Raw genomic sequence first — 18,513 nt, forward strand, 5'->3', positions numbered from 1 at the left:
GCCTTTGCACGGCACGGACACAACGGGGACGCATGGGCGAGGGCATCGACGAGGAGGAGCTGGCCGCCTTCCACCGGGCGGTCGGCAAGCTGCGGGCCCTGCCCGTCGACGACCCGGTACGGCTGCGCGCCGAGCACGTGGCCGCTTCCTTCGCCCGCGACGGACAACAGCGGCGGCGCAAGGCCCGTAAGGCGGCCATCGCCGCCTCGGACGCCGCCGCGATGGCCGCCACCGCCACCGGCGCCCCGGACCGCCGCGAGGATGCCCCGCTCGGCGTCCCGGGCACCGGGGGAAGCCTCCGCAAACCCCGCCGCTGCTACGTCTGCAAGTCCCCTTATCGGCAGGTCGATGCCTTCTACCACCGGCTCTGTCCCGACTGCGCCGCCGACAACCGCCGTCGCCGTGCCCTGAGCACCGACTTGAGCGGGCGCCGGGTGCTGCTCACCGGCGGCAGGGTGAAGATCGGCTTCCAGCTCGCGCTGATGATGCTCCGGGACGGCGCCGAGACCATGGTGACCAGCCGGTTCCCGCACGACACCGTGCGCCGCTTCCGGGCCGAGCCGGACAGCGCCAAGTGGCTCGACCGGCTCACCGTCCTCGCCGTGGACCTGCGCGACCCAAGGCAAGTCCTCGGCCTGTGCGAGGAGTTGCGGTCCGAAGGCGAACCGCTGGACATCCTGGTCAACAACGCCGCCCAGACCGTACGGCGCCCACCCGAGTCGTACGCCCTGCTCGCCGCCGGGGAGCGGGCCGCGCTGCCCGAAGGGGCCCGGCAGGCGCCCGGGTTCACCCCGATGCGGATGCTGCCGAGCGGCACCGCCGCGCTTCCGGCCGCCCTGCGCGAGGCCGACGAGGCGGGGCTGCTGCCCGACCCCGCCCCGGAGAACTCCTGGTCCGCGAAGCTCGGCGCGCTCGACCCCGCGGAGGTGCTGGAGACCCAGCTCGTCAACGCCCTCGCCCCGGCGCTGCTGTGCGACCGGCTGCTGCCGCTGCTGCTCGCCTCGCCGCATCCCCGCCGCTATGTCGTCAACGTGACGGCGGTGGAGGGCCGGTTCGCGGTCCGCAACAAGATGCCCGGCCATCCGCACACCAACATGGCCAAGGCCGCGCTGAACATGCTCACCCGCACCAGCGCCGCCGAACTCGCCGCCCAGGGCGTCCACATGTGCGCGGTCGACACGGGCTGGATCACCGACGAGAACCCGGCGCCGAAGAAGGCGCGGATGGCGGGCGCGGGCTTCCGCACCCCGCTGGACATCGTGGACGGCGCAGCCCGGGTGTACGACCCGATCGTGCGCGGCGAGGCGGGCGACCCGGTGTCCGGGGTGTTCCTCAAGGACTACCGGGTCGCCGACTGGTGATGATCGCGTTCTCGATCGCGGTCTCCGCGGTCCATGCCGTGCCGGCCCCGCTCACCGCCGCATCGCCATGAACACCTCGGTCCAGAAGCGCTGTTGCTTCGGCGCCGCGCCCACCAGATAGGTCGCCCGCAGCTTCGGCGGGAGCAGGGCCACCAGCCGGGTCACCACCTGCCGGTGTTTCCTCAGCTGCGACAACTCGGCGTTGGCGAGGATCTGGTGGACGACGTCCGTGTCGTTCGCGCCCTCCTCGGTGACCGTCGCCGCGCGGCGCAGCCGCGCCTCCCACGCGTCGGCGTCGCGGGCCAGCTCGCCCAGCCCCGTGACGGAACGGTTGTCCAGCCGGTCGACGAGCGCGGTCAGCGGCACCGGGGCGTACTCGCCGTCCCCGAGGTAGACCGTCGCCATCTGCAGCGGCAGCCCCTTGCGGTGCAGCTTGATCAGCCGCTCCAGGGTGCGCTTGGTGATCCAGGCCCGGCCCTCGTCGTCGATGTCGTGCTTCCACCACTCCAGCACCGTCTCGGCGTCCGAGCCGTACCGTGCGAGCAGCCACTCATTGGCCGGGATGTCCTCCGGCGCCACCTCCAGCGAGGCGGTGAACCGGGTCGCCTGCGCGATGTTGTTCCGCGCCACCTGAAGCTTGCGGCCCAGGTGGTACGGCGGGTTCTGGACCGCGATCTGCGCCCGCAGATGCTCGATCGGGCGGCCCGCCAGCGACCACTCCTGAGTGATCTCCATCAGCTTGGCGAAGGCGGCGCGGTCCTTGGGCCGGTTGTACTCGTCCCACACGATCGCCTTCGGCTCCGGACCGGTGAACTTCGCGGCCAGCAGATTGTCCAGGGTGCCGTCGGCCGTCGGGATCGGCGCGCACAGGTCCTCGACATTGGTCACCGGCAGCGAGAAGTACAGCGGCTCACGGCCGAGCCCCTCGCGCAGCGTCTGCCGCACCAGCTCGGTCTTCCCGCAGCCCGGCGGGCCCTGGAGCAGCACCGTCCAGCGGTTGCGCAGCGCCGCCCGCACCACCTGGCGCACCGGGTCCGCGACCGTGGACGGGTTGGGCACGCCCAGCGCCTCGGCGATACGGTCCAGGATCTCGGCCGTGCGGTTCTGGCCGGGCCTGCCGTCCGGGCCGGGCTCGGCCAGGCGCAGCCGCTCGCCGTCCACCAGCGGCAGGCCCCAGCGCAGCGGGAACCCCTCCCGCGCGTTGGCGAGCACATGGTCGAGGGTGCGCGGGGAGAGCAACTCCCTTACCGGCGGCGGCAGCGAGGCCCACACGGAGAACACCGGACGCAGGTCCCACGGCCGGTACTTGGCCGTCAGATGCTCCCGCCAGGAGGTGTCGTTGGCGGTGATCCGCATGGTCACCATGCGGTCCAGCAGCGCGAGATCACCGCGCCGGGCCGCCGTCTCGGACAGCGACTCGTTGTCGGTGAGGAAGACGCCGACGCAGCCGAGGGCGCGCAGATCGTGCTCGCCCAGCGTCCAGTCGCAGGCGATCTGCATCAGCTGCGACTGGATCGTCCCGCCCGCCTGCAGCGAGTCGTCGATGAGCAGCACGAACGGCCGGCCCGGCTTGAGCTGGCTCATCACCAGCTGGCGCAGCACCAGTTCACCGGTGCGCGCGTCCCGCACCGGCGCGTTGACCAGCAGATCGTCCGGGGTCAGATTCGCCGCCGGTACGTACACCAGGGCCGTGTCCGGGTGGGTGCGGGCGATGTGGGTGAAGAACGTGGCCGTCTTGCCGATGCCGTGCTCGCCGAAGACCTGCCCGGTCTGGCCGAGTTCGATCATCGCGTCGATGAACGACTCCAGACGGGACAGGGTGGGCCGCTTCACTTCCGTGGTCATATCCGCGTTCCTGTACTGACGCGATGGCAGGCCATCGCGGGGGTGTGTCTCTCGGGCCACTCGTCGCCGCCCTCGGTGATCAGCCAGATCCATGTGTCCGGCTCGGCGGGCGTGATCGTCGGTGCGTATCCGTCGGTGAGTATCACGACGGCGTCCGCCGACTCCTCGAAGCGGCGCCCGTTCACCTCCGTGCGGCCCTCCACGTAGTCGGCGACCACCTGGAAGCTGGTGCCGCCCCCGCCGTAGACCCGCTCGCCCGGCTTGAAGGGCATCACCACGCCGTCGAAGGACAGCCAGTGGGCGTGCACGCCGTCGATCCGGCCGACGAGGTCGGTCAGCCAACGGATCACGTGCTGGGGCATCGACGCGGAGGTGTCCAGGGCGATGACGACGGACTTCTCACGGACGGGGCCGCGCCGGGAGAGCATCGGGTCCTGGCCGAGCGCGGCGAGCAGCGCGCCCCGCTTCTTCGGGTACACCAGCCGCTCGCCCTCGCGCAGCCTGGAGCCGAGCACGTCCACGAACCAGCGCTGCCACCAGTCGACCGTGCGCGTGCTCGTGGTCTCCCCGCGCAGGGCACCCGCGCCGAGCAGGCCCCACAGCCGGGACGCGCGCGCGTTGCCGTCCTCGCTGCGGCCCATCAGGTCCAACAGCTCCCGCTCCGCGCCCGCGTGTCCGCGCCGGGCCGCCAGCAGGGAGTTGAGCAGCGCGGAGGAGGCGACGAGGTCGACGGTCTCCTGGTCGGCCGGGACGGCATCCGCCAACAGGTGTGCGCACAGCCGCTGTTCGGGCACGGGAGGGTGGTGCATCCGCTTCAGCTCGCCGTAGACCCGCATGTCGGTCTCGACGAACTTCGCGTACGGCAGCGGATCGCGGCCGTGCGCCATCAGGTCCGCGTGGTACAGCTCGTGCACCTCGCGCGGGTCCACTCCCGTCGGCCGGCCGTCCAGCGGGGGCAGCTTGTCGGTGCCGAGCCGGACCAGGGCGACATGGTTGATGCTGACCTCGGTGGCCAGCGTGAAGACCGGGTCGGCGCGCAGGTCGGGGTCGGCGAAGAGGTGCCGGTGGACCAGGTGCCGGGCCTCGTGGAACAGCACGAACTTCACGCCGGACAGGCCGATGCCGACGAAGAAGTCCGGGTTGTAGAGCAGCAGGCAGGTGCCGTCGCCGGAGGCGACCACGGCCGCCGTCTCCACGGCGGTCGTCGGGATCTGGTGATGGCACTTGGCGTACAGCCAGGACGCCACCGCCGACTCGGTCAGCCCGAAGTCCAGCAGCGCGGCCTCCTTCAGCCGCCGCGCCTCCTCGACCACCGCCGGATCGGCGGGGCGGTACCGCTCCAGGGCCCTGCGGTCGGCGAGATCGACCACCGGGACATGCCGTCCCCGCTCCCCGTACGCCATGTGCCGCCCCCCGAACCGGACTTCCCCCGTGGCTCATTGGTACCAGGACGCACCGACATCGGGCCAAGCCATTACGATCGGGCGCCAAGGGCGGGGTCGTAGCGCAGAGGCAGTCGCACGGTCTCCAAAACCGAGTCACGCCGGTTCGAATCCGGCCGCCCCGCCCCCTCAAGCCCCCTGGTCGGCCCCGTTCAGGGCGATGGCGCCCGCGGTCACCACCAGCTCGTACGCGGTCCCGTGGAAGGTCTCGACGAGCTGGGCCAGGATCGCCCACGCCTCCTCCCGCTCGCCCAAGTGCTCCCGCACCAGCGGCCGCAGGGCGTCCTCCGCCTCCCGCACGCGCCCCGGGAACAGGACGCGGCCCATCGCCAGCACCTCAAGGGCGTCGACAGCGGGGTCGTGGGTAAGGGCGTACGGAGCCGCCCCCTCCAGCACACCGGCCTGCCGCAGCCGGTGCGTGAACTTGGCGTGCGAGCCGAACCCGGCGCGCACCTCGGGCGGGCAGTCGGGGCGTATCGACAGCGCCCAGCGGGCGTACCCGGGCAGCGGGCGCTCACGGTCCGCCGCGCCGACCGTCGCCCAGTCCTCGCGGGTGAGGACCATCGAGGAGGCCGCGCGGCCCGCGCTCATCGTGGTGACCGCGCGCAGACAGCCGACCAGACCGAGGCGCCGATAGTCGTCCGGCACTTCCGGCTCCTGGCTGCGTATCAGGGCGTCGACCGGCACCCGCTCGATGCGACCGGGGCCGAACGGCAGCCCGCGCACGATCGCCCGGCGCAGACCGGGCTGCAGTTCCAGGTGCCGGAACACGATCGCGTTGGACGTCGGGTTGTCGTTCTCCAGCACCCACAGCGCCACCGAGGCGGGCATCTGACGCGTCCAGTTCCAGGCGCGCCCGAGCCGCAGCAGGACCGCGTCGGGGGACTCCGCCGGGGCCAGGCCGGTACGGGCCCGGACCCGGGCGGCGGTGTCCTCGTCGATCAGGCCGAGCAGGAACCCGGCCGCCTGTCGCGATCTGCTGTTGTCACGCATGGCCTGCATGATGCCGCAGGCCAACGATCCTGCCCAAGGAATTCCGGGCCGCCGGTCAGCGGCCGGCGCGCGCCGCCATCCGGGCCTTGCGGGCGGCGAGCTTCTCGTCGAACTTGCTCGCCTCGGCGTCCAGGCCGCCCATGAAAAGACCCAGCTCCTCCTGCGCCTGCTGCCCCTCGGGGCCGAGTCCGTCGATCTCCATGATCTTCAGGAAGCGCAGCACCGGCTGGAGCACGTCGTCGTGGTGGATGCGCAGGTTGTAAACCTCGCCGATGGCCATCTGCGCGGCGAACCGCTCGAAGCCGGGCATGCCGTGGCCGGGCATCCGGAAGTTCACGACCACGTCCCGCACCGCCTGCATGGTCAGGTCGGGGGCGATCTCGAACGCGGCCTTCAGCAGGTTCCGGTAGAAGATCATGTGCAGGTTCTCGTCGGTCGCGATGCGGGCCAGCATGCGGTCGCAGACCGGGTCGCCGGACTGGTGGCCCGTGTTGCGGTGCGAGATCCGGGTGGCCAGCTCCTGGAAGGCGACATAGGCCACGGAGTGCAGCATCGAGTGGCGGTTGTCCGACTCGAAGCCCTCGCTCATGTGGGCCATCCGGAAGGCCTCCAGCTTGTCCGGGTCCACCGCGCGCGAGGTGAGCAGGTAGTCGCGCATCACGATGCCGTGGCGGCCCTCCTCGGCGGTCCAGCGGTGCACCCAGGTGCCCCAGGCGCCGTCGCGGCCGAACAGGGTGGCGATCTCGTGGTGGTAGCTGGGCAGGTTGTCCTCGGTGAGCAGGTTCACCACCAGCGCGATCCGGCCGATCTCGGTGACCTTGGACTGCTCCTTGTCCCAGGCCTCGCCGTCCTCGAAGAAGCCGGGGAAGTTCCGGCCGTCGCTCCACGGCACGTACTCGTGCGGCATCCAGTCCTTGGCGACCTTCAGATGCCGGTTGAGTTCCTGCTCGACCACTTCCTCCAGCGCGTAGAGCAGCCGGGCATCGGTCCATGCGGCGGACGGGCTGCCGAGATGGGGGGAGGTGATCGTCACGGGGTACTCCAGGGGGACGTAGCACGAGCGGAGGCGGACCGGCGAAACGGTCGGGGGAACCTACGGGATCGTAGGCTACGAACCCGTAGGTTACGAAGCCGTAGGTTAAGAGCCGCGTAAAGATCGCTGATCAGCACGGGTTCCCCGGAGTCTTCAGGGCATGCGGAACAGCCCCGGGAATCGCAGGTCCCAGGGCTGAAGGAGTGAGGGGTTCACCCGGTCAGGCGTACAGCTCCCGCATCCGCACCGAGAGACATGTCACACAGCCTTCGAGCTTCTCGAACTCGCTGATGTCGACCACGACCGGCTCATGGCCGAGGTCCGCGAGCAGCTCCGCCGTCTTCGGGGCGCTCGCCGAGATCATCAGCTTGTGCCCGCCGAGCAGCACGACATGGCCGCCGGCCTCCTCGGGCACCGACAGGAAGCGCGGGAAGAGCGCGGGACGGTCGACCTTCGGGATGTGCCCGATCACGGTGCCGTCGGGCAGCGCGGTGACTGCCGACTTCAGATGCAGCACCTTGGACACCGGTACGGCGACGACCCGCGCGCCCAGCGGCTCGAACGCGGCCCGCACCTGCTGCACCCCGGCCGCGTTGGTGCGCCCGCCGCGGCCGACGTAGATCGTGTCCCCGACCTTCAGCACGTCCCCGCCGTCCAGGGTGCCCGGCTCCCAGATCCAGTTCACCGAGCAGCCGAGCGCGGCGACCGCCTCCTCCACCCCGGCGGTCTCGGCGCGGCGGGCCTCGGCGCCGGGGCGGGTGATCAGCGCGACGTTCCTGTACATCACGACCGTGTCCTCGACGAACACCGAGTCCGGGCAGTCGTCGGCGGGCTCCACCTCGACCGTCTCCCAGCCGTGGGCGCGCAGCGCCTCGGTGTACGCCTCCCACTGCTCCATCGCCAGGTCGACATCGACCTTCTCCCGCTCGATGTGCGTCACCAGCCCCTCGGCGAGACGCGGGGAGGGGCGGCGTACGAGGGCCTTCTTGCTGGGCACGGCTACTCCGAATCGGCGGCAGGTTGCGGCACCCGTTGCATAGGGCACCGATCAGCCATCATGCAGTCCGGATCCGGCTACGCAAACCGTCGTCATCAGGTCGTAGCCCTCCTGAGACCCCCGCCGCCGGGGTTCGGGGGATGCCGGGGAGGTGCCGCGCCGGACCCGTGAAGATCAGGTCCGGCGCGGCATGGGCGCATCCGTCACCGCGCCGACAGCACCGCCTCCGGAGTGGTCTCCGTCAGCTCCCCGTCCAGCAGCAGCCAGCGGGTGATGCCGATCGACTCCAGGAACGGCAGATCGTGACTGGCCACGATCAGCGCGCCCTCGTAGGACTCCAGGGCCGAGGTGAGCTGCTTCACGCTCGCCATGTCCAGGTTGTTCGTCGGCTCGTCCAGCATCAGCAGCTGCGGCGCGGGCTCGGCCAGCATCAGCGCGGCCAGCGCCGCCCGGAACCGCTCGCCGCCGGAGAGCGTCGCCGCCTTCTGGTCCGCACGGGCGCCCCGGAACAGGAACCGGGCCAGCCGCGCCCGGATCCGGTTGTTGGTGGCGCCCGGCGCGAACCGGGCCACGTTCTCGGCGACGGTCAGCTCACCGTCGAGCACATCGAGCCGCTGCGGCAGGAACCGCATCGGCACCTGTGCCCGCGCCTCGCCCGACACCGGATCGAGCTCCCCGGCGATCGTGCGCAGCAGCGTGGTCTTGCCCGCGCCGTTGCGCCCGATCAGCGCGATCCGCTCCGGCCCGCGCAGATCGAGACCGCCGGCCACCCGCGCGCCGTACGGCATCTCCAGGTCCAGCAGGGTGAGCACCTCCCGGCCCGGCGGTACGGCCGTGTAGGGCAGATCGACGCGGATCACGTCGTCGTCCCGGACGGCCTCCGCCGCCTCGTCGAGGCGTTCCCTGGCCTCGGCGAGCTTCTCCTCGTGCATGATGCGGTGCTTGCCGGCCGAGACCTGCGCCTGGCGCTTGCGCTCACCCATGACGACCTTGGGCTCGCGCTTGTTGTCCCACATCTTCTGCCCGTACCGCTTGCGGCGGGCCAACTTGACCTGCGCGTCCGCCAGTTCGCGCTTCTGCTTCTTCAGATCGGCCTCGGCGACCCGCACCATCCGCTCGGCCGCCTCCTGCTCCACGGCGAGGGCTTCCTGGTACGCCGAGAAGTTGCCGCCGTACCAGGTGATCTCCCCGGAGCGCAGATCGGCGATCTGGTCCACCAGGTCGAGGAGTTCACGGTCGTGGCTGACCACGACCAGCACCCCGGGCCAGGAGGAGACCGCCGCGTACAGCCGCCGACGGGCGTACAGATCAAGGTTGTTGGTCGGCTCGTCCAGCAGCAGTACGTCCGGACGGCGCAGCAGCAGCGCGGCCAGCCGCAGCAGCACCGACTCGCCGCCCGACACCTCGCCGACCGTACGGTCCAACTCGATGTGCCCGAGGCCGAGTTCGCCGAGGGCGGCGAGGGCGCGCTCCTCCACGTCCCAGTCGTCGCCGACCGTCTCGAAGTGCTCCTCGGCCACGTCACCGGCCTCGATGGCGTGCAGGGCGGCCCGCTGCGCGGCGATGCCGAGCGCCTCGTCGACCCGCAGCGCGGTGTCGAGCGTGACGTTCTGCGGCAGGTAGCCGACCTCCCCGGCCACCCTGATCGTGCCGTCGGCGGGCGTGAGTTCACCCGCGATCAGCTTCAACAGGGTTGATTTTCCGGACCCGTTGATCCCGACGAGCCCGGTGCGGCCGGGGCCGAAGGCGGTGTCGAGGCCCTCGAAGACGGGGGTGCCGTCGGGCCAGGTGAAGGCAAGTGCGTTACAGGTGATGGAACGTGACATGCGGGCCTCCGCGGTTGCTCGAAACGATCAGGGGCAAGCGCGTTTCGAGACACGGTGCGGCGACCCGCGGGAAGGTCCGGGGAACTCCGGAAAGGGGAGGGCATGGAAAAAGCCCCGCGCCGGAGGACGGCTCGAACGCCGAGGTCGCACGCTGCGCACGCACCTCAGGGGGTGCGACGCGGTGTCTCAGGACCTCAGACGAGCAACGTCCTTCTCCAATCGACGGCAACAGGACCGTTGTACACCGTAGGAGAGGCCGGGAGGGCTGTCAACGGAATTAATCGACGGGCCGGGACGGCCGTATTCAGCAGGCGTCCCGCATCAGTTCCGCGAGGTCGTGGTCGAGGTCCAGCTGGAGGTGCTCCAGACCGGTCGGGACCAGTTCGTTCGTCGCGTCCAGGAAGCGGCGGATCTCGCCGGTGCGGACATGGACGACGGCCGTGCCCTCGGGGGCGTGGAACTCCAGGACCGTGCGGTCGAAGCCGTACGGGCGGACCCGGACGTCGCCGTGGCCGACGCTCTCCGACAGGCCGGAGGTGAGCAGCTCGCGGCTGAACGTCCAGCACACCTCCACACCCTCCAGGGTGGCCGGGGCCGGGAAGGTCATCCGGACGGCGAACGGGTCGCTCCGGTCGTAGTGCAGCGCGGCGGGGATGCACGACATCCGCGGGGCGGCGGCGACGAGACGGGCCTCTACGGGGTGCTCGATGACGTAGGACAACGTCTTGCTCCCTTGCTACGGCGGTACGGGCCGGGTGCTACGGCTGGACAGAGCCCGGCGGAAGACGCCCGGCACTGTGTAGGACGACCAAAACCGTCCTCGCGTGCACACCGGGATCGAGTGACCTCTGTCACCGCGATGCGTGCACGGGGTACCGCGGTGCCGCCGAGGCCGTCTTTACGGTGCGGTACGCGTGGGCTAGCTTCGCCCGCCATGAGGCCCTTGGGGAACAGGCGACGCTGGAGACGCACGGTTCGGACGACGGCCACGGGGGTGATGTGCGCGGCCGCGCTGGCCGCGCTGACGGCCGCCCCCGCGCGGGCGCACGACCCCGGCAGGACGCTCGGGCAGTGGGCGGTGAAGGACACCGGGCACCCCGAGGTCCGCTTCCGCGGGCTCGCCGCCGTCGATCGCGGGACCGTCTGGCTGGCCGGCAGCGCGGGCACGGTGCTGCGGACCACCGACGGCGGGGCGACCTGGCGGGACGTGTCACCGCCGGGGGCCGGGGAGCTGCAGTTCCGGGACATCGAGGCGTTCGACGCGCGCCGGGCCGTCGCCCTCGCCATCGGGGAGGGCGAGGCGTCCCGGCTGTACCGCACCGAGGACGGCGGCGCGACCTGGACCGAGACGTTCCGCAACCCCGACCCGCGCGCCTTCTACGACTGCGTCGCCTTCTTCGACCGGCGGCACGGGCTCGCCATGAGCGACCCGGTGGACGGGCGGTTCCGGATCCTGTCCACCGCCGACGGCGGCCGCAGCTGGCGGGTGCTGCCCGACGACGGGATGCCCGCCGCGCTGGAGGGCGAGGCCGGGTTCGCGGCCAGTGGGCAGTGCCTGGTGACGGCCGGGCCGAGGGACGTCTGGCTGGCCACGGGCGGCGCGGCACGCGCGCGTGTCCTGCACTCCGCCGACCGGGGCCGCACCTGGACGGCCACCGACACCCCGATCCCGGCCGCCGACCCCGCGCGGGGCGTGTTCGCCCTGGCCTTCCGCGACCGCTCCCACGGCCTCGCGGTGGGCGGGGACTACCGGCCGGACCAGCAGTCCCCGCAGGCGTCCGCCCGCACGGTGCGCGCCGGACGGGCCTGGGCGCCCTCCACGGCACCGGTCGGCGGCTACCGCTCCGGGGTCGCCTGGCTCCCGCACAGCCGCACCGCCGCCCTCGCGGTCGGCCCCACCGGCACCGACCTGACCACCGACGGCGGCCGCACCTGGCGGAACGTCGACACCGGCTCGTACGACACCGTCGACTGCACACCTGACCTGAGCTGCTGGGCGGCGGGGGAGAAGGGGCGCGCGGCACGGCTGGAGAGGTGATCCGGAAAGTGGGTACTCGGCCGCCGATGGCGACTGCGAGAGGAGTGAGCGCACATGCCACGCGGTTCGAGTCCCAAGCGGGAGCGGCAGTACGAGCACATCAAGGAGAGCGCCGAGGAGCGCGGCGAGAGCACCGGGCGGGCCAAGGAGATCGCGGCGCGGACGGTGAACAAGGAACGCGCCCGGGCCGGCGAGTCGAAGACCGCGAGCCGCACCTCGACCGAGGACATGTCGTCCGGCAAGCGGGGCGGTCAGCGGTCCGGCAAGGGGGCCCAGGGGCCGACCTACGACCAGCTCTACGAGGAGGCCAAGCGCCGTAACATCCACGGCCGTTCGGACATGAACAAGGGGCAGTTGAAACGCGCCCTCGGCAACAAGGGCTGAACCGGGGGCCCGTACGCTCGTCGGCATCATGACGACCGTACGCATCCCCGCGGGCTGGCCCGCGACCGAGGAAGAGGCCCTGGCCGTCCAGGACGAACTGCGCGCGAAGGTGGTCCTGGACGAGCCGGGGCCACCGCCCGGCACCGGGCACGTCACCGGCGTCGACGTGGCCTACGACGACGAACTGGACCTCGTCGCCGCCGCTGCCGTCACCCTGGACGCGGCCACGCTGGAGGTCGTCGCGGAGGCGACGAGCGTCGGCAGGATCTCTTTCCCGTACGTGCCCGGCCTGCTGGCGTTCCGGGAGATCCCCACGGTGCTGGCGGCCCTGGACGAACTCCCGGCCCCGCCGGGCCCGGTGCTGTGCGACGGCTACGGCCTGGCCCACCCGCGCCGCTTCGGCCTGGCGAGTCACCTGGGCGTCCTGACCGGCCTGCCCACGATCGGCGTCGCCAAGAACCCGTTCACGTTCTCGTACGACCCCCCGGCCGAGCCCCGCGGCTCAACGTCCCCCTTGCTCGCCGGTGTTGAGGAGGTGGGCCGAGCCCTGCGCACCCGGGACTCGGTGAAGCCGGTCTTCGTCTCCGTGGGCCACCGCGTGACCCTGGACAACGCCTGCGCCCACGTCCTGGCCCTGACCCCGTCCTACCGCCTCCCGGAGACGACGCGCCGAGCGGACTCCCTGTGCCGCAAGGCCCTGCGGGCAGCCTCCGAGCCGAACCCGGAGCTGGCGGAACTGGCCCGCCGGGACCCGACCCGGTCCTGGGGCCGCGAACTGTACGAGCGCCAGCGCAATCCCGTGGCCTGGGCGGGCCGGGTACTGGAAGCGGCGGTCGGTGAAGGCCCCCGCTCACCGGAGATCGCGGCGGCGCTGGACCTCGCCTCCGACCGGGACCAGTGGCACCGGGGCGGTGAGCTCTTCGCCCGCCTGCGCGGCACCGAAAGCGCCGACGACCAGGAGCAGTTGCTGCTCCGGCTGGGCGAACTGATCGCCAAGCTCGCCCACAACACGGCCGGTTCCGCACCCTGGTTCGACCACCACGCAGGCTGGCGGATCACCCCGCTGGCCCGCCGCTTCGCGGAGGCATCAGGGGACCCGGCGGTACGGGAGCGCCTGGAGGCGGTACTGGGGGAGTGGGCGCCTGCTGAGGACGGCAACTGAGTACACGTACGACGCTCGCACCGCCCCTAGCCGCGGGCAGTCGTGCCGCTGGGTCTGCGCCCAGGCACCCCGCGAGCACGGGCAAGCGCACCCACCCCCGCCCGAGCCCCGACCGAGAGTGCCGAAACGCTTCAGCGCCGCGCCGCAACCCGGAACACGATCCCCGCCCGCTCCAGACGGGACGTCAACGCGTCCCCCATTGCCACCGCAGTCGTGACCTGCCCCGACGTCGGCGGGACGGAGTCGAAGGCCAGGCAGAGCGCCGACTCCGCCAGCATCTTCGCCGTCTCGTCGTACCCGGGGTCACCCCCCGACACCTCCGTGAACACCCGCCGCCCCCCGCCTTCCCCCACGAACCGCACGGAGAACCAGCTCCGAGCCCGCTTCTCGGCGCTCGGCCCCTCCCCGGGCCGCAGCCGCGAGGACAGCCACCGCCGCGCCGGAGGCACCTGCGCAGCCGCCGCGAGCGCCGCGACCCCCGCCACACCCGCCGCCGCGACCGGCAGTCGCCGCACCGCCGCGTAGTGCCGGTACCGGAAGTCCGGCCCGTACCGCTCCAGGGACTTCGCGGAGCGGCGCACGATCTGCGGGTCGATGGTCGGCAGCGGCAGCGCCCACGCGCCGACCTCCCCGGCGTACCGGGGCGTCCCGCTCGGCGCCAGCACCCGCCGCCCCATGAGCCGGGGCTCGTACCGCGCCCGGTCCCGCGCCGCGGCCCGCACCCGGCGCCGGTGCGCGATCTGCCCGAGCGCGGAGGCGAAGGTGCCTCCGGAGAACATGGCGCTGGCGGTGACGAAGGCGTCCACGGTCAGCGGCACCCCCTCCGGCAACTGCCGCACGGTGAAGTACGCGCCCAGGTCGTGCGGCACGGAGTCGAACCCGGCCGCGTGCACCAGACGCGCGCCCGTCTCACGCGCGCGTGCGTCGTGCCGGACGTACATCAGGTCCACGAACTCCGCCTCACCGCACAGGTCGACGTAGTCCGTACCGCTGTCCGCGCACGCGGCGACCAGTTCCTCGCCGTAGCGGACGTAGGGCCCGACCGTCGTGGCCACCACGCGCGCGTGCCGGGCGAGTTCCCGCACCGAGGCCGGGTCCGCCACGTCGGCGCGCAGCACGCCGACCCGCTCACCGCCCGGCAGGGACTCGCGCAGCCGCTCCAGCCTGGTCTCGTCGCGCCCGGCGACGGCCCACCGCAGCCCGTCCGGCCCGTGTTCCGCGAGGTACCGCGCGGTGAGCGCGCCCGCGAAGCCGGTGGCCCCGAAGAGCACGATGTCGTAGGGACGATCCGTCCTGTTCAGCCTGCTCATGACACCTCTCGTCCCGCACCGCACGCCGTTGTCGGTGGCCGAGGCTAGCGTGGGTCGTGCGGAGCCCGACCACCAGCCCGGGAGGCAGCGTATGGCCGTGGACCGGAACGCCCTGAAGAAGTGGGAGAAAGTACGCCGCTTCGCCCTCGCGCTGCCCGGCGCGACCGAGGACCACCCCTGGGGCGAGACGGTGGCGAAGGTCAACAAGAAGGTCTTCGTCTTCCTCGGTGTCGACGACGGCAGCTATCCGCTGGGCGTCACCGTGAAGCTCAAGGACGAGGCCGCCCACGCCCACGCGCTGACCTGCCCCGGCGCCGAGCCCGCCGGATACGGCCTCGGCAAGGCCGGCTGGGTCCGCATCCCACTGGAACCGAAGGGGGCGCCGGCCGCCGAGCTGCTCTGCGACTGGGTCGAGGAGAGCTACCGCGCCATAGCGCCGAAACGCCTGGTGACCGAGCTCGATGCGCGCTGAGGCCGGCCCCGGCAAGATTACTAAGCGCTTGCTCTTGTGCTCCTCGAAGCAACTTCCTAACATCCCTGGTGTTACAGCAGTAGTGTCACGCCTACCTTGGGGACCGGATGGCAGAGACGCCCGAGCACGGCCCGCTCACCGGCGTACGGGTGCTGGAACTGGGCGGCATCGGCCCCGGCCCGTTCGCCGCGATGCTCCTCGCCGACCTCGGCGCCGATGTCGTCCGGGTGGACCGGCCCGGCGGCCAGGGACTCGCGATCGATCCGGCGTACGACATCACCAACCGCAACAAGCGCTCGGTGGTCATCGATCTGAAGGCCCCCGACGGCCCCGCGCGCGTGCTCGACCTGGCCGCCCGCGCGGACATCCTGATCGAGGGCTACCGCCCCGGCGTCACCGAACGCCTCGGCATCGGCCCCGAGGACTGCCACGCCCGCAACCCCCGCCTGGTCTACGGCCGGATGACCGGCTGGGGCCAGGACGGCCCGCTGGCCCGCACCGCCGGTCACGACATCGGCTACATCGCGATCACCGGCGCCCTCGGCATGATCGGCACCCCCGACCAGCCCCCACCCGCCCCGGCCAACCTGCTCGGCGACTACGCGGGCGGCTCCCTCTACCTCGTCGTCGGCGTCCTGGCCGCCCTGCACCACGCCCGCGCCACCGGCGCCGGACAGGTCGTGGACGCCGCCATCGTGGACGGCACCGCCCACCTCTCCGCGATGATCCACGGCATGCTCGCCGCCGGCGGCTGGCAGGACCGGCGCGCCGTCAACCTCCTCGACGGCGGCTGCCCCTACTACGGCACCTACGAGACCGCCGACGGCAAGTACATGGCCGTCGGCGCCCTGGAGCCGCAGTTCTACGACACCTTCCTCGACCTGCTCGGCATCGAGGGCCACGCGGACGCCCGCAAGGACTGGACCCGCTGGGGGGAGCTGCGCGAGGCCGTCACCGCCCGCTTCAGGAGCCGTACCAGGGACGAGTGGACGGCCGTCTTCGAGGGCTCCGACGCCTGTGTGGCCCCCGTCCTCACCCTCCGCGAGGCCCCGCACCACCCGCACCTGGCCGCCCGTGGCACCTTCACCGACCACGACGGCATCACCCAGCCCGCCCCGGCACCCCGCTTCTCCGCCACCCCCACCGCCGTCCGCACCGGACCCGCGCGGCCGGGCGCCGACACCGCGGACGTGGCACGCGACTGGGACGCACCCGACCTGACGAAAGGCCTCGACCTCGAATGAAGCGGCGGATCTACTCCGACGAGCACGAAGCGTTCCGCGAGACGGTCCGCGCCTTCCTCGCCAAGGAGGTGCTGCCGTACTACGAGCATTGGGAGAAGGACGGCGTCGTCTCCCGCGACGCCTGGCGCGCGGCCGGCAAGCAGGGCCTGCTCGGCCTCGCCGTGCCGGAGGAGTACGGGGGCGGCGGCAGCACCGACTTCCGCTACAGCGCCGTACTGGCCGAGGAGTTCACCCGCGCGGGTACTCCCGGACTCGCGCTGGGCCTGCACAACGACATCATCGGCCCGTACCTGACCGGCCTGGCGACCGAGGAACAGAAGCGCCGCTGGCTGCCCGGGTTCTGCGACGGCTCGCTGATCACGGCCATCGCCATGACCGAGCCCGGCGCGGGCTCCGACCTCCAGGGCATCCGCACCCACGCCGAGGACCGCGGCGACCACTGGGTGCTCAACGGCTCCAAGACCTTCATCTCCAACGGCATCCTCGCCGACCTGGTGATCGTCGTCGCCAAAACCACCCCCGAAGGCGGCGCGCACGGGCTGTCGCTGCTGGTCGTCGAGCGCGGCACGGAGGGCTTCGAGCGCGGCCGGAACCTCGACAAGATCGGGCAGAAGGCCCAGGACACCGCCGAGTTGTTCTTCCACGACGTACGCGTGCCCAAGGAGAACCTGCTCGGCGAGCTGAACGGCGCCTTCGTCCACCTGATGACGAACCTCGCCCAGGAGCGGCTCAGCATCGCCGTCGCCGCCATCGCGGGCGCCGAGCACCTGCTGGAGATCACCACCGCGTACGTCAAGGAGCGCGAGGCGTTCGGCCGCCCGCTCGCCACCAAGCAGCACATCCGGTTCGAGATCGCGGAGATGGCCACCGAGTGCGCCGTCACCCGCGCCTTCCTCGACCGCTGCATCGAGGAGCACTCGGAGGGCGGACTTGGCGCCGTGGACGCCTCCATGGCCAAGTGGTGGGCCACCGAACTGCAAAAGCGCGTCGCCGACCGCTGTCTGCAACTGCACGGCGGCTACGGCTACATGAGCGAGTACCCCGTCGCGAAGGCGTTCACCGACGGACGTATCCAGACCATCTACGGCGGGACGACCGAGATCATGAAGGAGATCATCGGCCGTTCCCTGCTGGGCTGACCCTCACCCGAAAGGCTTCCCTGTGAGCACCGAAGCGTACGTGTACGACGCGATCCGCACCCCGCGCGGCCGCGGCAAGGCGAACGGCGCCCTGCACGGCACCAAGCCCATCGACCTGGTCGTCGGACTCATCCACGAGATCCGCGACCGCTTCCCCGGCCTGGACCCGGCCGCCATCGACGACGTCGTGCTCGGCGTTGTCAGCCCGGTCGGCGACCAGGGCTCCGTCATCGCCCGGATCGCCGCCCTCGCCGCGGGCCTGCCGGACACGGTGGCCGGCGTCCAGGAGAACCGCTTCTGTGCCTCCGGCCTGGAAGCGGTCAACCTGGCCGCGATGAAGGTCCGTTCCGGCTGGGAGGACCTCGTCCTCGCGGGCGGCGTCGAGTCCATGTCCCGGGTGCCGATGGCCTCCGACGGCGGCGCCTGGTTCAACGACCCGATGACCAACCTCGCCACCAACTTCGTGCCGCAGGGCATCGGCGCCGACCTGATCGCCACCATCGAGGGCTTCACCCGGCGCGACGTCGACGAGTACGCGGCGCTGTCCCAGGAGCGCGCGGCCACCGCCTGGAAGGAGGGCCGCTTCGAGAAGTCGGTCGTCCCGGTCAAGGACCGCAACGGCCTGGTCGTCCTCGACCACGACGAGCACATGCGGCCCGGCACCACCGCCGACTCCCTGGCCAAGCTCAAGCCGTCCTTCGCCGACATCGGCGAACTCGGCGGCTTCGACGCGGTGGCGCTGCAGGAGTACCACTGGGTGGAGAAGATCGACCACGTCCATCACGCGGGCAACTCCTCCGGCATCGTCGACGGCGCCTCCCTGGTCGCCATCGGCTCCCGCGAGGTCGGCGAGCGCTACGGGCTCACCCCGCGCGCGAGGATCGTCTCGGCAGCCGTGTCCGGCTCCGAGCCCACCATCATGCTCACCGGCCCCGCCCCCGCCGCCCGCAAGGCGCTCGCCAAGGCCGGGCTGACCATCGACGACATCGACCTGGTCGAGATCAACGAGGCGTTCGCCGCGGTCGTCCTGCGCTTCGCCAAGGACATGGGCCTGCCCCTGGACAGGATCAACGTCAACGGCGGCGCCATCGCGCTCGGCCACCCGCTCGGCGCGACCGGCGCGATGATCCTCGGCACGCTCATCGACGAACTGGAGCGCCAGGACAAGCGCTACGGCCTCGCCACGCTGTGCGTCGGCGGCGGCATGGGCATCGCCACCATCGTCGAACGCGTCTGAAGACCCCAGCGGCCACACGAGACTTCAACG

At 71.9% G+C, this 18,513-nt stretch carries 15 protein-coding genes, 1 tRNA gene and 1 pseudogene; 9 read left to right on the top strand and 8 right to left on the bottom strand.

Translation table 11 applies throughout. The features are described 5' to 3' along the window. The first annotated feature begins 32 nt into the window (after nt 1-32). A complete protein-coding gene (locus ACZ7L7_RS02070; RefSeq protein ID WP_472074417.1) occupies nt 33-1,361 on the top strand; it encodes an SDR family NAD(P)-dependent oxidoreductase in 1,329 nt (442 codons plus the stop codon). A 51-nt stretch (nt 1,362-1,412) separates the two neighbouring features. Here ACZ7L7_RS02070 and ACZ7L7_RS02075 read toward each other — a convergent pair whose 3' ends face one another. Together ACZ7L7_RS02075 and ACZ7L7_RS02080 are read right to left on the bottom strand one after the other, a co-directional pair. Further along, nucleotides 1,413-3,206, bottom strand: a complete 1,794-nt coding sequence (locus ACZ7L7_RS02075) for an AAA family ATPase (RefSeq protein ID WP_453606890.1) — start codon at nt 3,204-3,206, stop codon at nt 1,413-1,415. Further along, nucleotides 3,203-4,609, bottom strand: a complete 1,407-nt coding sequence (locus tag ACZ7L7_RS02080) for a DUF2201 family putative metallopeptidase (RefSeq protein ID WP_453606887.1) — start codon at nt 4,607-4,609, stop codon at nt 3,203-3,205. Before ACZ7L7_RS02080 ends, ACZ7L7_RS02075 begins: the two co-directional genes overlap by 4 nt. Before the next feature lie 90 nt (nt 4,610-4,699). On the opposite strand from ACZ7L7_RS02080, the gene ACZ7L7_RS02085 reads away from it, so the two are divergent. Then, a tRNA-Trp gene (locus ACZ7L7_RS02085) sits at nt 4,700-4,774 on the top strand. Nucleotides 4,775-4,777: 3 nt separating this feature from the next. Here the strand turns inward: ACZ7L7_RS02085 and ACZ7L7_RS02090 are convergent. The 5 genes from ACZ7L7_RS02090 to ssgD all read right to left on the bottom strand — a co-directional run bounded on the left by ACZ7L7_RS02090 (nt 4,778) and on the right by ssgD (nt 10,218). Further along, a complete protein-coding gene (locus tag ACZ7L7_RS02090) occupies nt 4,778-5,641 on the bottom strand; it encodes a hypothetical protein (protein ID WP_472074419.1) in 864 nt (287 codons plus the stop codon). A gap of 55 nt (nt 5,642-5,696) precedes the next feature. Then, nucleotides 5,697-6,674: an acyl-ACP desaturase gene (locus ACZ7L7_RS02095; RefSeq protein WP_285513888.1), complete on the bottom strand. Its 978-nt coding sequence runs from the start codon at nt 6,672-6,674 to the stop codon at nt 5,697-5,699. Between the two features lie 220 nt (nt 6,675-6,894). Next, nucleotides 6,895-7,671, bottom strand: a complete 777-nt coding sequence (gene ddaH / locus ACZ7L7_RS02100) for a dimethylargininase (protein ID WP_285513889.1) — start codon at nt 7,669-7,671, stop codon at nt 6,895-6,897. A gap of 203 nt (nt 7,672-7,874) precedes the next feature. Then, nucleotides 7,875-9,497, bottom strand: a complete 1,623-nt coding sequence (locus ACZ7L7_RS02105; RefSeq protein WP_472074421.1) for an ABC-F family ATP-binding cassette domain-containing protein — start codon at nt 9,495-9,497, stop codon at nt 7,875-7,877. 304 nt (nt 9,498-9,801) lie between these two features. After that, nucleotides 9,802-10,218 (bottom strand): spore wall synthesis regulator SsgD, encoded by a 417-nt coding sequence (gene ssgD / locus ACZ7L7_RS02110; RefSeq protein WP_285513891.1) that lies wholly within the window; start codon nt 10,216-10,218, stop codon nt 9,802-9,804. Nucleotides 10,219-10,494: 276 nt separating this feature from the next. Between ssgD and ACZ7L7_RS02115 the strand changes: the two genes are divergently transcribed. From ACZ7L7_RS02115 to ACZ7L7_RS02125, 3 genes and pseudogenes are all read left to right on the top strand, one after another. Next, nucleotides 10,495-11,535, top strand: a complete 1,041-nt coding sequence (locus ACZ7L7_RS02115; RefSeq protein WP_471591658.1) for a WD40/YVTN/BNR-like repeat-containing protein — start codon at nt 10,495-10,497, stop codon at nt 11,533-11,535. A gap of 54 nt (nt 11,536-11,589) precedes the next feature. After that, nucleotides 11,590-11,919, top strand: coding sequence for a plasmid stabilization protein (locus ACZ7L7_RS02120; RefSeq protein ID WP_285513893.1), 330 nt, complete (start codon nt 11,590-11,592; stop codon nt 11,917-11,919). 28 nt (nt 11,920-11,947) lie between these two features. Next, a pseudogene (locus ACZ7L7_RS02125) lies at nt 11,948-12,631 on the top strand (endonuclease V); the annotation flags it as partial. A gap of 581 nt (nt 12,632-13,212) precedes the next feature. Here ACZ7L7_RS02125 and ACZ7L7_RS02130 read toward each other — a convergent pair. Next, on the bottom strand, nt 13,213-14,391 hold the full coding sequence (locus ACZ7L7_RS02130; protein ID WP_285513894.1) for a saccharopine dehydrogenase family protein: 1,179 nt from the start codon (nt 14,389-14,391) through the stop codon (nt 13,213-13,215). 91 nt (nt 14,392-14,482) lie between these two features. Between ACZ7L7_RS02130 and ACZ7L7_RS02135 the strand changes: the two genes are divergently transcribed. The 4 genes from ACZ7L7_RS02135 (at nt 14,483) to ACZ7L7_RS02150 (ending at nt 18,483) form a co-directional block, all read left to right on the top strand. Next, nucleotides 14,483-14,863 (top strand): MmcQ/YjbR family DNA-binding protein, encoded by a 381-nt coding sequence (locus ACZ7L7_RS02135; protein WP_285513895.1) that lies wholly within the window; start codon nt 14,483-14,485, stop codon nt 14,861-14,863. 107 nt (nt 14,864-14,970) lie between these two features. Continuing rightward, nucleotides 14,971-16,107 (top strand): CaiB/BaiF CoA transferase family protein, encoded by a 1,137-nt coding sequence (locus tag ACZ7L7_RS02140; RefSeq protein ID WP_285513896.1) that lies wholly within the window; start codon nt 14,971-14,973, stop codon nt 16,105-16,107. Next, on the top strand, nt 16,104-17,246 hold the full coding sequence (locus ACZ7L7_RS02145) for an acyl-CoA dehydrogenase family protein (protein ID WP_472074424.1): 1,143 nt from the start codon (nt 16,104-16,106) through the stop codon (nt 17,244-17,246). The genes ACZ7L7_RS02140 and ACZ7L7_RS02145 overlap by 4 nt, the downstream gene beginning before the upstream one ends. Before the next feature lie 22 nt (nt 17,247-17,268). Beyond that, nucleotides 17,269-18,483, top strand: coding sequence for an acetyl-CoA C-acetyltransferase (locus tag ACZ7L7_RS02150; RefSeq protein WP_453604835.1), 1,215 nt, complete (start codon nt 17,269-17,271; stop codon nt 18,481-18,483). Nucleotides 18,484-18,513: the final 30 nt, after the last annotated feature.

Source organism: Streptomyces sp. NPDC110618, assembly GCF_055657065.1.